Below are 13,051 nucleotides of genomic sequence, written 5' to 3'. Positions count from 1 at the left end.
CACGGGCGCTCCTTAGGCGACATCCAGAACTTCGGTGAGCCACTGATCGGTCACCTCGACACGGAAATTGGGGTTCTCGGCAGGCGGCACATCGGTGAAGCGGATGTTCCAGTACACCTTGCCCTGGGCCAGCTGGCTGGCGCTGTTCAGGTCCGGGTCGGCATAGACCTCGAAGTTGATCACCGCGCCCTGGTTCTTCAGATCGCGCATGAAGGCGCGCAGGCCCTCGGTGACATCCTTCACGTAGGTCTTGGTGATGCCGCGGTCCACCGCCCACTTGTGCCCGGCGAGGATCGCATCCATCACCAGGTCCATGGTCCGAACGCGGGTGACGAAAGCCCACTTGCTGTCGCTGGACAAGGTGCGATTGCCCCACAGGCGATAGCCATCGTCGCGAATGATCGTGGCGATATTGGCGTTGTTGAGCAGGTTGGCGCGACAGGTCTCATCACCGTCGAGGAACTCCACCGGACGGCTGGTGCCGGTGATGCCCTTGATCTCCTTGTTCGACGGCGAGGACCAGAAGCCGTACTCGGCGTCGGTCCAGGCGAACAGGCCGGCGGCGTAGGCCGAAGCCGGGGCCTTGCGTGCGGCATTGGTGGCGCTGTCCCAAACCTGCACGCCCGGGTCGACCATGAACAGGCGCTTGCTGCCGAAGTTCTTGGCGTAGGCGACGGCCGCCTCGTCGGTGCTATTGGGACCATCGAGAATGGCGATGGCCCGCAGTTTCTCGGCCAGCCCGTCCATGGCGGTGGCCACCGCTTGCTGGGCCGAATGACCCGGCGCAACTAGTAGACGCGGCTGAGCATTGAAGCGGCTCTTGCCGTCTAGCAGAGCCTGAAGTCCGGTGCGCTCGCCGGCGGCGCTGACACCACCTATGACGGCGCTGGCCTGGGCCTCGGGAGTCTCCGCGGCTTCCACGCCCACCGCCACGATCACGGCCTGGGCACGGTTATAGATGGCCTCGCAGGCCAGGTAGATAGACGAGCCGATGCCGAACGCCGCGGCGGCGTCCTTCTTGCTGGTGAGCAGCACCGGAACGTTGGGCTTGGCGCTTGCCTGCGCCCCCGGCGTGAACACATCGCAGAGGCCAATGACGGAGCTGGCCGGCAGCGCGATGGTGCGCGCACCGATATCGACGTTGGTTACCGTAACGCCGTGGAAGAAACTCATAGGTAGATCTCCATTAATGAAAAACCCCGCACGAGGCGGGGTTCAGGGGGTGATGAGCGGTTCGAGCCACAGCGGCGGCTCGGGTCTTGCGCCTAAATCAGGAAACGCCGCGGATGCCGGCCAGTCTCGAAGGCTGGCGCGGTACAGCGTGAGTTCGAGCAGTTGCGCCTGGTTCAGGGTCGTAATCTTGCCCAGGTCGAGCTCATCCCGGTGACGGGCGATGGGGCCATCAGTAAGCGTCAACTGGCGATCGCGCCAGATGCGCTCACGGTGGGCCAGGACCTCTTCTGCCGGGGCCGGCGGGTCGATACAGAACGGACGGCCGGCGGCGTCGGCGACGATCTGCTTGCCCTCGCTCTGGGCTACCAACAGCGCCAGGTATTCAGCTTCCTCGAGGGGATACATCCGCGCGTCGATGGGCATGCGGTCGCCGTGGACATCCTTCGAATAGAAACCGCCAGTGGCGGCATGGAAAAAAATCATGGGTCACCTCAACAGCCAATGGCCACAAGCCTGATCGCATAGTTCTGGACCGCACCGTGATACTCGGTAGCGACGATCACACACCCCGTGGTGCTGACGCTGACATCTGCGAGGGTGACGGTCGATGCCGACGTCGCCGGCCGCCCCAGTTCCTTGACGCTCGGCACCACGTGCAGGCAGGTAGTGGGAAACGCGATCGGAAAGGTCAGCGAGCGGTTGACGATTCCACCCGGATGATCGCCGACACTCACTGTCATCCACTGCACGATGAGTCCTGTATCGTTATCCTTCCACCAGCCATTCAGCGATCGGTTCGCCGTCGCGGGAACCCCAGCCCCGATATTGTTGCGCGCCCCCGCTGCCGTATTCGAACCAAGACCGCCGCGCGCCAGAGGCAGGATGCCCGACGTGATCTGGGCGGCGTCGTGGTTGTGGCCAGTAGGCGGAAAGGTCGCTGGCTTTCCTGGCAGGGCGGCCCACGTAAAGCCACTTTTCAGCAGATAGTCGTTCGGATTGAAGTCCGCTCCATGCCATACACGCCGCCATGGATACCAGGTGTTGGTGTAGCGGCAACGAAAATAGAACCCTTCACCGTCATAAACCTGGTATGTCTGGTAGATGAAATTGGTGCCTGCATTATGCACTTGAAGCAAGCCGGCCCGGGGGACCGGGTAGTTCGCCCCACTTTCGGCCTGTGCATTGGCCGTCTGGTACCACCATCCCGACGTGATCAGCGAGTTGAGATTGACCGCACCGCCCAAGGCCCCGTCCGCCTCCTTGCTGAACGAACCACCTATGTCGCAGCGCTTCCAGGGCAGCCAGTCCCGGGCGCTAGGGTTGGCCGCGTAGGACACCCGTACATACATCTCGGATGTAGCGTTGTAGCTCGTTGCAATCTGCGAAGCATTGCCGTTCTGATCCGGATAGAACATCGACTGGATGTAGAAGTACCGTCCGGCAACAGGTCCGTTCGCATGATTGGTCAGCATCAACGGCACGGTCGCGGTGTTCGGATCGCTAGTGGTCGAGACAGCAGTAGCCAACCCGCGCGCGAATACCGGCAAACGCTGCTCGGCCAGCACCCCGCTGACCAACTTCGAAGCATCCAGCCCGGGAATGTCCGTCGCCGCCAGCGCCATTCCAGCAGTCACCCTTCCCTTCGTATCCACGGTCACCTTCGGATAGCTGCCCGCTGCCACACCGGTAGCGGAAAGACTCAGCGGCGCAGAAACATTGGCACTGCCGTCGAAGGTCACCGACCAGGAGGCATCGCCACTGGCTGCCAGGCTACGCGGTGCGGCCAGCCTGCTGGATGACACGGCGTTGCCATCGACTCGCAGCGCATCGGTGATGCCATAGCCGGCCAGGGTGGTGGCCTTGTTCGCTTTCTGCGCCAGTTTTCCGTCGGTATCGGCCTTGGTATAGGCATCTCCGATCGCATAGCCGGCCAGGGTGCTCGGATTGCTGCCCTGGGTGACCACCCCGTTGGCGTTCACCGTGACCGAGCGATAGCTGCCCGCCGTCACGCCGGAAGGCGCTAGGCCAATGCTGCGGTCGACAGAAAGATCGCCCCCACCGACCAGGCCATTGCCAGCCAGAATCTTGCGGCCCTTGAAATCGGCAGCGACCTTTTCCTTCACCCAGTCCTGAGTGGCGTAGATGATGCCGTTGTCGATCAGCAGCTGGACATTCTCCAGGCCGGAGAGCGCGATGTTCACCCGAATGGTCTGGGTCCGCGCACTGCCACTTTCCATTGCAGCCTTGTAGCTGGGCGGGCAGTTGGATACCGCGACGAACTTGCCGTCGGCATCCTGCAGGCCGATCTCGCGGATCCAGAAGCCACCTACCTCAACTGGCAGCACCACCTCGGCAACCAAGGTATTGGCGTTCTTGTCGGAAACGAACAGCCGATTCAGCTGAGTCCGATGGCGTTGGTTGATCAGGCTCTTCTGCGCCGCCGAAGGCAATGGATCCGGCGTGTCGCCCGGCGCACCGCCGGCATCGCCGATCAGCATATGAGTCGGCTGCCATTTCTTGCCTGCTGCACTGGCCGCAGCCAGCGCAGCGGCACCTATGTCGGTGAGCAGGCCACCGTATTTCGGAGTATTGGTCGTCATGTCACTGTTTCCAGGGGAAGATTTCCAGGGTGTCGCCGTCGGTCACGGCCAGTCCGTGACGGGACCGGATTACCGGGGTGATGCGCAGGTCCAGGCGGGTCAGGTGTCGGCTCACCGGGCGGACGTCATCGAGCAAGCGCTCCAGCTCCAGTACGGTGCCTTCGTCGATGCCACGGTCGCTGACGTCCACGGTGATCTCGAAGGTCCCCGGCACGCCGGTCGGGCTTCGCTGCCACCATTCGGTGACCTCGCTCAGCGCACCGATCGGCTCGACCACTTGGCGCAACGCGGTCAGCGTGCCTTTGCGCTGGTGCAGGACGAAGGACGTCGCTACCGCATTGCGCTTGGCCTCGTCGCTCCAGTCCGGGTCCCAGCGGTCCACCGAGCGCGTCCAGGCCAGGTAGGGCAGCAAGGCCGCCTCACAGCGTGCCGGATCGTTAAGCTCACGAAGCGGCACCGGCAGTTCGGCAGGCAATACATCACCCAGAGAGCGTTCCAGAGAACTCCTGTTTGGCGGCAGCAGTCGGCTACTCATCGACGCCTCCCAAGGTGATCGCGTACCCCGTGCAATAGGCCGCCTGGGTTTCATCCAGGACCACGTCGGCCGCAGGCTCCTGCAGTTCGACGCGCTGCACGCCTTCGACATGCAGGGTGGCGAACAGGGCCGAACGCCGGATGTCGCGGCCCAGGCGGCGCTGGGCGGAAATGTAGTCGCGCAGCGAAGCCTCGGCGGCGGCACGGATCAGCTCGGCCTCGGGGCCGGGAAACAGGTAGAGCTGCGCCTTGACCTGATAGGGAACGATTCCTGCCGAGCGCACCGTTACCCGATCCGCAACAGGACGCACGTCCTCCGCGTTCAGCGCCAGGCGCACTGCCTGCAACACCGCTTCCGGTGCCTGCCCGTTGCCTTCCACCCCGAGCACGCTGATCAGCACTTCGCAGGGCGCCGGACTGGTCGCAGAGGCATCCGCCACCCTTCCATCCGCGCCCAGCGCATGGGCTATATAGGCGTTCCGCGGTCCTGCGACGGACAGCTGCTCGAACGCGAGCTGGATGCGATTGCGCAGCGACTTGTCGCTCTCGTATTGCGCCTCCACCGGCGGTACCGCCTCGGGCTGAGCGGGCCTGATCAGCAAACGCTGCACATTGAAGCCGGCACCGATCTGGTCGAGATCGGCACCGCTGGCGTATGCCAGCATCACCGCCCGCGCCGCATCGTTGATCCGCGCCCGCAGCAGCAGTTCTCGATAGGCCGCCAGTTGCAGAAGCTTGAGAACCGGATCCGACTCCACCTCCGCTGTCCATTCTCCAGCCATGGCTTCACGGAAGTCGCCCAACAGCTCTTGGTAAATCGTCTCGAAATCGAGGTTTTCGATAACCTCTGGCTCCGGCAACTGGGAAAGATCGATGATCACGCCGAGACCTCCATATTGATGTTCTCGCCCTCGAACACGCCGCTCAGGAGCAGATCCACGCGGCCATCGACGACCGCGACGACTCGCACGGCAGACAATGCGATGCGCGGTTCCCAGCGCCCCAGGGAACGGGCTACCTCGGCCTGCACGGCGCTTTTCCAGCCTTCGCTCACCGGCATGTCGACCATCCGCCGCAGCTTGCTGCCGTACTCGGGGCGCATGCGCCTGCTGCCCAACGGGGTGGTCAGGATGTCCTCGACGGACTGTTTAAGATGAGCCAGGCCGGACAGGGGCAGCCCGCTACGGCGATCCATCCCGATCATCGCCCCGTCCTCCCGCTCCGGCAGAGACAGGCCGCGCCTGGCTCCGAATGGCTGTGAGTGTTGCCCATGGCGAACTCCGCAAACGAAAAGGCCCGCTCGCGCGGGCCGGTTGAATGTTCGACGGACCGCCCTTCGGCAGCACCGTCGTATGTTCAATGGGTGTGGTGGTTGCTGTTGCCGGCGGTGTCGATGATCGAGCCGCCGCCGAGGATGTCTCCGCTGACCGTCAGTGTCCCGGCGATCTCCACCGGTCCTTCCAGGCTGATCTTCGGCGCCTTGAGACTGACCGCCCCGTCGCTGACCCGCACCTCGCTGGCGCCGACCCTCACTTCCACGGTGCCGCTGGGCAGCTCGACGCGGTAGCGATGCGCAGCCCAGTCGTAACTCAACGAGGCGCCGTCGTCGAAACGCCAGGTCTCACTGCTGGCGCTGTTGTCCGGCGCCGTGCCCGCATCGCCGTACAGACCGGGAATAAAGGTACCCATTGACACTCCGCCCGACGGACTGAGCAGTACCCCCTGTTCGCCTATGCTCGGCGCACGCCAGTGGCGAACCTTGCCGGCTGCCAGGGAGTGCCAACGCAGCCAGCCGCTGGTCCAGTCGCCGGAGCGCACCCGTACCCGCGCCGCTGCCAGGTCCACGGCGACCACCACGCAGGGCAGGATCATCGCGGCGAGCATGCGGTCATGCTCCGCACTGACATAGCTCATGCCAACGCCTCCGGAGCGAAGTAGTCCGGCTCATGGCCGGGGCCGGTCTGCGGGTCGAAGCCCAGCATCAGGCTGCCCGGCGGCTGGTCCTCCCAGGCCCACTCCGGGTCTCCGAGACGCAGCGACTGCGTCCACTCGACCAGCCAGACACGCAGGCTCTTCAGCTCCTCGCGACTGCCGTCGACGGCCGAGCGTACGAAGCGCGCCGGTTCCAGAGACAGGTTCCAGGTCTGCTCGCGCAATGTCCGAACGATTCCGCAAGCAATGGATACCGCCTGGCGATCGGCACCAGGTGGCACCATTATCCGCGCCTGCAGGCGGCACAGCAGGGCACTCTCGCCGGTACCGGGATCGCGCTCGGGCAGCAGCTCGGCTATCTCCAGGGAAACCGCCGGGGTATTTTCCGGCACGCCTGGCCAGAAGCCGATCAACTGCGCCTCCGGCAGACGCTCACGCAGTACCTGCTCGATGGCCGCGTACAGAGCCTCGAGCGTAACAGCCTGTTCAGGCATGGTTGACTCCTTCGATCAGTTTCAATGCGGGCCACGGTCGTCCGACTGTTCCTCGGGCAGCTCGCAAACCCCCAGGCGCCGGGCGGCCCAGCGTTCGTAGAGACCGACTGCGATCTCCGCGCCGGCCGCGGCGGTCAGGCTGCCCAGCGCCGCGGCGAACAGCAGCGCGGCGCCGCAAGCCAACGCCAGCAGCATCACCGCCACGCCGCAGACGATCGACGCGCCGGAGCGCAGCGCCAGGCGCCGCAACAAGGCCCAGCCGCCGAGACCGGCCTTGTCGGCACGCCACATCTCGCCGCTGACGCCGCCCAGCGCGGCGAGCAGGATCAGTACCCAGAGCGGCATTTCCGTCAGTGTCTGCGGTTCGTTGCCCATGGGTCCCTCCTTGGCAGGCAGCGCCGGGCACGTCCGCACGAACGTTTTCCCGGGCAATAAAAAACCCGGCGCCAGGGCCGGGTTCCGGTGCTTCACGAGTGCCTCCCTGGGGACGCACCTTTACAAGAATGACTACTTTTTACCGCCCGATTCCCAGCCCGGCAATGCCTTCTCGACAATCCACTGCAATAGGAGGGAGACGCACCACGATATGAGGGTGATATACCGCCCTGGGAACCTTCGCCAGGCATCCGGGCAAGCGAATACCCACTTCCGATATGGAAAGCCCGGCATCGACTGACGAAAAGGATGGCTACGCCAGCCCGAATCCGCCTCTACCGTGCAGGGTCCGCTGCTGTGCATGGGACTCGCCGCCTCCATGGGCGACAGGCATAAAAAAACCGGCCCGAAGGCCGGTTGGAAAATTCCAGGGGGGACACGGTATCCGGTCCAGGAACTCAGGCCGCCCGCCGCAGCAGGCCGTCCTGGATACCCTGGTGCGCCACATGCAGGCGCAGATAGAAGGTGTTGCGGCTGCAACCGCAGTGGCGGTACTTCTGCTCGGGGAAGCTGTCGCGATTGAGATAGTGCTCCACCACCACGTTCTTCAGTTCCTCGGGTAGGCGATTTACCAGGCGATCGACCTCCGCCACACGGTCGAGGATCACCCGGCTGCCACGGTGGCCGCGGACCACCTCGCCCTTGCTGGCGATCAGCATGGCGATCAGGTTGCCGCCGGCGTAGCCGCCTCCGTTGCTGCCTGGCGCGTGCATTTCCTCGGCCCAGAGCTTGAGCATTTCATCGATGGCTTTGATCACGGTCGTGTCTCCTTTCACTGCCCGCGAGGGCTCGGCATGAGGTCGGTTCAACGGCGCTCGTGGCGGTCCTGGCAGTCGATGCAGCGACTGCAGCCCGGTGCCGCCCGGCGGCGCGCCTGGGGAATGGGCTCGCCGCAGTCCTCGCAGTCTTCCGCGGACTCGCGGATGGCCAGCGCCGGGCGCGCCGCCAGGAGGCCGTCGAGGCGAGCCAGGACCAGTTCGTTGGCGTGATCGGCAAGGTCAGCCATGGAAAGCCTCCCTGGCGTGCCCGACGCCCGACGGCCGAATGGATGGAACATGACAGATGCGCGGCGCCGGTTCGGCGACCTGCGTTCCTCTGCGCGGAAATGGCGAGTGCGTATCTCGCGACATGGCAATGACTCCCTGTACGACGCCGCCGTACCTGAAGCAGGTCGGCGACAGAATGAATGAGCGGGACGGAGCGTCTGCATGGACGGCGCTCCGGCCCTCCAGGTGCCGGAGCGCTTTCCCATGGCCCCGGCACCCAAGCAGTCGGCACCTGCATCGTCGGTCGCCGACAACCGGGTGCGTCCCTGCACCCATGTGAAATCTCTGAAAGGCGGGTGGGAAGTTGTGGAACTCACTCCTTCCGCTTTCTGACGGAAGAGAAATTACAACCAAAGCTATTTATCGTCAACACCTAGGCTCTTTACAGAAAATCCATCGGTCTGTAGATTGCCGAGCATGGACAAGAGCACCCAGATCCCGCCCGACAGCTTCGCCGCTCGCCTCAAGCAGGCCATGGCGATGCGCAACCTGAAGCAGGAAACCCTCGCCGAAGCGGCAGGGGTTTCGCAGAACACCATTCACAAGCTGACCTCGGGCAAGGCCCAGAGCACCCGCAAGCTGATCGAGATCGCGGCGGCCCTGGGCGTCTCGCCGGTCTGGCTGCAGACCGGCGAAGGCGCTCCAGCCGCGCGCAGTGCCGTGTCCGTGGCCGATGGCAGCCCATTGGTGCTGGAACCGCTGCATCCGTGGGACAGCGACACACCGCTGGACGAAGACGAAGTGGAACTGCCGCTGTACAAGGAAGTGGAGATGTCCGCCGGCGCCGGACGCACTGCGGTACGCGAGATAGAGGGGCGCAAGCTGCGTTTTTCCTATGCCACGCTGCGTGCCTCGGGCGTCGATCCGTCGGCGGCGATCTGCGCCCAACTCACCGGCAACAGCATGGAACCGCTGATCATGGATGGCTCCACCATCGGCGTGGACACCGCCACCACCCATATCACCGATGGCGAGATCTACGCCCTCGAACATGACGGCATGCTGCGGGTGAAGTTCGTCTATCGCCTGCCCGGCGGCGGCATTCGCCTGCGCAGCTTCAACCGCGAGGAATATCCGGACGAGGAGTACTCGCCGGAGGACATGCGCAGCCGCCAGATCAGCATGATCGGTTGGGTCTTCTGGTGGTCCACCGTACGCCACCGGCGCGGCCCGTCCCTGGTGCGGTGAGCGCCTGGCGCTCGCCCGCTCTACAACTTCAGCTATTGAACAAAAAAACAACCTGAGCTATATTCCCCTCAACGACGTGTAGCCGCAGGAGGGAATACCATGCAGCCATCCATCGCCCCTAGCACTCCGATTCCACGCCAGGAAACCGTGGAATTGGTCTACCGCATCTTCGGCGATGTCCTGGTGCCGCTGGAGCAGGTTCGCGAACGCTGGTTTCGCAACCTGAACAAGGAAAACTTCAGCAAGGCCCTGGCATGCGGGCGGATCGCCCTGCCGGTGACGACCCTCGACGATAGCCACAAGGCCATGCAGTTCGTGGCCCTCGATCACCTCGCCGCCTACGTCGACCAGCGCGCGAACCAAGCCGGAGGCGCCCGTCGAGCACAGCCGGGCGCTGACAGCATCGCATCCTGAGCGGCCCGCCGTTGCCAGCATCGTAGGGAGCGACACCATGCTCCGCCTGGCGGATATCGCGTCGCGATATTCGCCCTACGAAAGCGGTTCCGCGTAGGGCGAAGCCAATGCGAGGGTCCAGCCGGGCATAAAAAAGGCGGATGGCGCAAACGCCATCCGCCTTCTTTTCTTCCGCCTCGCGCCGTCTTACTCGACGCTCTGCTCGGCCAGCGCCACGGCGCGGAACATCGCCCGGCGCTTGTTGATGGTTTCTTCCCACTCCAGCGCCGGCACCGAGTCGGCAACGATACCGCCGCCGGCCTGCACGTGGAGTTCACCGTTCTTGATCACCGCGGTGCGGATGGCAATGGCGGTGTCCATGTTGCCGTTCCATGCCAGGTAGCCGACCGCGCCGCCGTAGACTCCACGCTTGACCGGCTCCAGCTCGTCGATGATCTCCATGGCGCGGATCTTCGGCGCGCCGGACAGCGTACCCGCCGGCAGGATCGCCCGCAGCGCGTCCATCGCGCTGAGCCCCTCGCGCAATTGCCCGGTGACGTTGGACACGATGTGCATGACGTTGGAGTAACGTTCGATCACCATTTTTTCGGTGACCTTCACCGCGCCGATGTCGGACACCCGCCCCACGTCGTTGCGCCCCAGGTCGATCAGCATCAGGTGCTCGGCGATCTCCTTGGCGTCCGACAGCAGATCCTGCTCCAGCGCCAGGTCGGCCTCTTCGTTGATCCCGCGCGGACGGGTACCGGCGATCGGGCGCACCGTCACCAGGCCATCCTCGACCCGTACCAGCACCTCCGGCGAGCTGCCCACGACATGGAAGTCGCCGAAGTTGAAGAAGTACATGTAGGGCGTCGGATTGAAACAGCGCAGCGCGCGGTACAGGTCGATGGGCGCCGCCTTGAATTCGATGGACATGCGCTGCGACGGCACCACCTGCATGCAGTCGCCGGCCAGGATGTAGTCCTTGATCCTTCCTACCGCGTTTTCATAGTCCTCGCGGGTGAAGCTGGCACGAAACGCCGGCTCACGACCCTGGGCCGCCTCGAGGTCGAGGCCGCGACGCGGGGTGATCGGCTGGCGTAGACGCTCCAGCAGCTCCTCCAGACGTGCCTGGCCGCGCTGGTAGGCATTTTCCTCGGAGGGATCGCCGAGGACGATGGCGTGGATCTTCCCGGCCAGGTTGTCGAATACCACTACGGCATCGGACACCATCAACAGGATATCCGGGTTGCCCAGCGGGTCCGGGTTCGGACAGGTGGCCAGGCGTTTTTCCACGTAGCGCACGCAGTCGTAACCGAAGTAGCCGACCAGGCCTCCATCGAAACGTGGCAAGCCGGGCACGGTGGGCACCTGGTAGCGCGCCTTGAACTCCTCGACGAAAGCCAGCGGGTCGGCGCAATCGAAGCGCTCGGTTTCCATGCCATCGATGCTGATCCGCACTTGATGGTCGTAGACCCGCAGCACCGTGCGGCACGGCAGGCCGATGATCGAATAGCGCCCCCATTTCTCGCCGCCCTGCACCGACTCCAGCAGGTAGGAGTTCGGCGCGTCGGCCAGCTTCAGGTAGATCGACAGCGGCGTGTCGAAGTCGGCAAGGGTCTCGAAGGACAGCGGGATGCGGTTGTAGCCATCGGCGGCCAGCCGCAGGAATTCTTCGCGATTCATGATCAGCCTCATCGGAGGAGAGAACGGTCAACAGGGTGCAAACGCGCGCCGGCTATCCGGCGGAGGATGATGTCAGGCGCGCCAGCGCCAACGCGCCAGGGCCTTGATGACCTTCATCCAGAGTTTGCTGACCGCCACGGCTTGATCTCGCTGGTCGGAGGGGGAAAGGGAGTCGTCCGGCAACACTATCTCAGCGGCCTGGTCGGCGCAAGGCAGCAGGTCGCGCAGGTTGTCGATGACCAGGGTGGGCGCTTCCTCGGCGATCGGCCGGCCGTGGTTGTAGCCATAGGTCAGCGCCGCGCAGCGCACGCCGGCAGCTTTGGCGGCGAGCACGTCGTTGCGCGAGTCACCGACGAACAACGCATCTTCGGGCTCGATGCCGGCCATCTTCATCACGAACAGCAGCGCCGCCGGGTCGGGCTTCTGCTGCGGCAGGGTGTCGCCGCCGATGATCCAGCGAAAATAGCGACCCAGCTTCATCTCATCCAGCAGCGGAGCGACGAAGCGCTCCGGCTTGTTGGTGATCAGCGCCATTTCCACGCCGTTGCGCTTGAGCCACTTGAGGGTGTCGACGACGCCGGGGTAGACCTCGGTGAGCGCATGACTGTCGGCATAGGCCTCCATGAACAACGCCAGCGCGGCTTCGGTTTCCTCCTCACCGATGCCGTCGTGCTCGATGCTTCCGGCCAGGGCGCGACGCACCAGGACGCGTGCGCCGTTACCGATCCACTGGCGGACCTTCTCGATGCCCGCCGGCGGCCGCCCGAGGCTGGCGAGCATGCTGTCGACCGCGGCGGTGAGGTCGGGAACGGAATCGACCAGCGTGCCATCCAGGTCGAACATCACCAGACGCGGCAGGCGCGTGGCGAAGAACGGCTCCGCAGCGCTCATTACTGGTGCGCCTGGGCCAGTTCGGCATGCATGGCGCGGATGACCTCGGCGTAGTCCGGGGCGTTGAAGATGGCCGAGCCGGCGACGAAGGTATCAGCGCCCGCCGCGGCGATCTCACGGATGTTCTTGACGTTGACGCCGCCATCGATCTCCAGGCGGATCTCGCGACCGGAGGCATCGATCAGGGCGCGTGCCTCGCGCAACTTGTCGAGGGTACCGGGGATGAATTTCTGCCCGCCGAAGCCGGGGTTGACGCTCATCAGCAGGACCATGTCGACCTTGTCCATCACGTACTTCAGCACCTCCAGCGGAGTGGCCGGGTTGAACACCAGGCCCGCCTTGCAACCGCCGTCGCGGATCAGTTGCAGGGAACGGTCGATGTGCTGGGAAGCTTCCGGATGGAAGGTGATGTAGGTGGCGCCAGCTTCGATGAAGTCGCCGATGATGCGATCCACCGGGGATACCATCAGGTGCACGTCGATCGGCGCGCTCACGCCGTACTTGCGCAGCGCCGAGCAGACCATCGGGCCGATGGTCAGGTTCGGCACGTAGTGGTTGTCCATCACGTCGAAGTGAACGATGTCGGCACCGGCGGCGAGCACCTTGTCCACGTCCTCGCCCAGGCGGGCGAAATCGGCGGAAAGGATCGACGGAGCGATGGCGAAGGGTTGCATGGCGC

16 protein-coding genes are annotated in these 13,051 nt (G+C 64.5%); 2 read left to right on the top strand and 14 right to left on the bottom strand.

The annotated features are described in order from the left end of the window. Positions 1-12 precede the first annotated feature (12 nt). The 11 genes from JHD77_RS06030 to JHD77_RS05980 form a co-directional block, all read right to left on the bottom strand. Positions 13-1,173, bottom strand: a complete 1,161-nt coding sequence (locus JHD77_RS06030) for a phage tail sheath subtilisin-like domain-containing protein (RefSeq protein ID WP_003109051.1) — start codon at positions 1,171-1,173, stop codon at positions 13-15. A 42-nt stretch (positions 1,174-1,215) separates the two neighbouring features. After that, positions 1,216-1,656 carry a tail fiber assembly protein gene (locus tag JHD77_RS06025; RefSeq protein WP_003085172.1) on the bottom strand — a complete coding sequence of 147 codons (441 nt, stop codon included), beginning with the start codon at positions 1,654-1,656 and terminating at the stop codon, positions 1,216-1,218. 8 nt (positions 1,657-1,664) lie between these two features. Further along, complete coding sequence (locus JHD77_RS06020) at positions 1,665-3,773, bottom strand: phage tail-collar fiber domain-containing protein (protein ID WP_023088788.1); 2,109 nt, start codon at positions 3,771-3,773, stop codon at positions 1,665-1,667. 1 nt (position 3,774) lies between these two features. Beyond that, positions 3,775-4,308, bottom strand: coding sequence for a phage tail protein I (locus JHD77_RS06015; RefSeq protein WP_003137385.1), 534 nt, complete (start codon positions 4,306-4,308; stop codon positions 3,775-3,777). Continuing rightward, on the bottom strand, positions 4,301-5,188 hold the full coding sequence (locus tag JHD77_RS06010; protein ID WP_003085151.1) for a baseplate assembly protein: 888 nt from the start codon (positions 5,186-5,188) through the stop codon (positions 4,301-4,303). Before JHD77_RS06010 ends, JHD77_RS06015 begins: the two co-directional genes overlap by 8 nt. Then, positions 5,185-5,511, bottom strand: a complete 327-nt coding sequence (locus JHD77_RS06005) for a GPW/gp25 family protein (RefSeq protein ID WP_003085143.1) — start codon at positions 5,509-5,511, stop codon at positions 5,185-5,187. The genes JHD77_RS06010 and JHD77_RS06005 overlap by 4 nt, the downstream gene beginning before the upstream one ends. A gap of 152 nt (positions 5,512-5,663) precedes the next feature. After that, positions 5,664-6,221, bottom strand: coding sequence for a phage baseplate assembly protein V (locus tag JHD77_RS06000; protein ID WP_003085141.1), 558 nt, complete (start codon positions 6,219-6,221; stop codon positions 5,664-5,666). Then, positions 6,218-6,733 carry a hypothetical protein gene (locus JHD77_RS05995; RefSeq protein WP_003101620.1) on the bottom strand — a complete coding sequence of 172 codons (516 nt, stop codon included), beginning with the start codon at positions 6,731-6,733 and terminating at the stop codon, positions 6,218-6,220. The genes JHD77_RS06000 and JHD77_RS05995 overlap by 4 nt, the downstream gene beginning before the upstream one ends. A gap of 21 nt (positions 6,734-6,754) precedes the next feature. Further along, positions 6,755-7,108, bottom strand: coding sequence for a phage holin family protein (locus tag JHD77_RS05990; protein WP_003101619.1), 354 nt, complete (start codon positions 7,106-7,108; stop codon positions 6,755-6,757). A gap of 458 nt (positions 7,109-7,566) precedes the next feature. Beyond that, complete coding sequence (locus JHD77_RS05985; RefSeq protein ID WP_003459419.1) at positions 7,567-7,926, bottom strand: PA0613 family protein; 360 nt, start codon at positions 7,924-7,926, stop codon at positions 7,567-7,569. Between the two features lie 47 nt (positions 7,927-7,973). Then, positions 7,974-8,174: a TraR/DksA C4-type zinc finger protein gene (locus JHD77_RS05980; protein ID WP_003085132.1), complete on the bottom strand. Its 201-nt coding sequence runs from the start codon at positions 8,172-8,174 to the stop codon at positions 7,974-7,976. A 457-nt stretch (positions 8,175-8,631) separates the two neighbouring features. On the opposite strand from JHD77_RS05980, the gene prtR reads away from it, so the two are divergent. Continuing rightward, on the top strand, positions 8,632-9,402 hold the full coding sequence (gene prtR / locus JHD77_RS05975; RefSeq protein ID WP_003113202.1) for a transcriptional regulator PrtR: 771 nt from the start codon (positions 8,632-8,634) through the stop codon (positions 9,400-9,402). Positions 9,403-9,501: 99 nt separating this feature from the next. Next, entirely contained in the window at positions 9,502-9,816 is a 315-nt protein-coding gene (gene prtN / locus JHD77_RS05970) for a pyocin genes transcriptional regulator PrtN (RefSeq protein ID WP_003121843.1), read from the top strand. A 186-nt stretch (positions 9,817-10,002) separates the two neighbouring features. Here the strand turns inward: prtN and trpE are convergent, their stop codons facing one another. The 3 genes from trpE to rpe all read right to left on the bottom strand — a co-directional run bounded on the left by trpE (position 10,003) and on the right by rpe (position 13,046). Continuing rightward, positions 10,003-11,481 carry an anthranilate synthase component I gene (gene trpE / locus JHD77_RS05965; RefSeq protein ID WP_016852412.1) on the bottom strand — a complete coding sequence of 493 codons (1,479 nt, stop codon included), beginning with the start codon at positions 11,479-11,481 and terminating at the stop codon, positions 10,003-10,005. A gap of 72 nt (positions 11,482-11,553) precedes the next feature. Next, positions 11,554-12,372, bottom strand: a complete 819-nt coding sequence (locus JHD77_RS05960) for a phosphoglycolate phosphatase (protein ID WP_003099532.1) — start codon at positions 12,370-12,372, stop codon at positions 11,554-11,556. Beyond that, positions 12,372-13,046, bottom strand: coding sequence for a ribulose-phosphate 3-epimerase (gene rpe / locus JHD77_RS05955; protein WP_003085122.1), 675 nt, complete (start codon positions 13,044-13,046; stop codon positions 12,372-12,374). Before rpe ends, JHD77_RS05960 begins: the two co-directional genes overlap by 1 nt. Between the last annotated feature and the right edge of the window lie 5 nt (positions 13,047-13,051).

It is taken from the genome of Pseudomonas sp. P20, from assembly GCF_016463925.1.
Taxonomy (GTDB): domain Bacteria; phylum Pseudomonadota; class Gammaproteobacteria; order Pseudomonadales; family Pseudomonadaceae; genus Pseudomonas; species Pseudomonas aeruginosa.
Note: the sequence above shows the minus strand (reverse complement) of the source record. Positions and strands in the feature narration are given on the sequence as shown.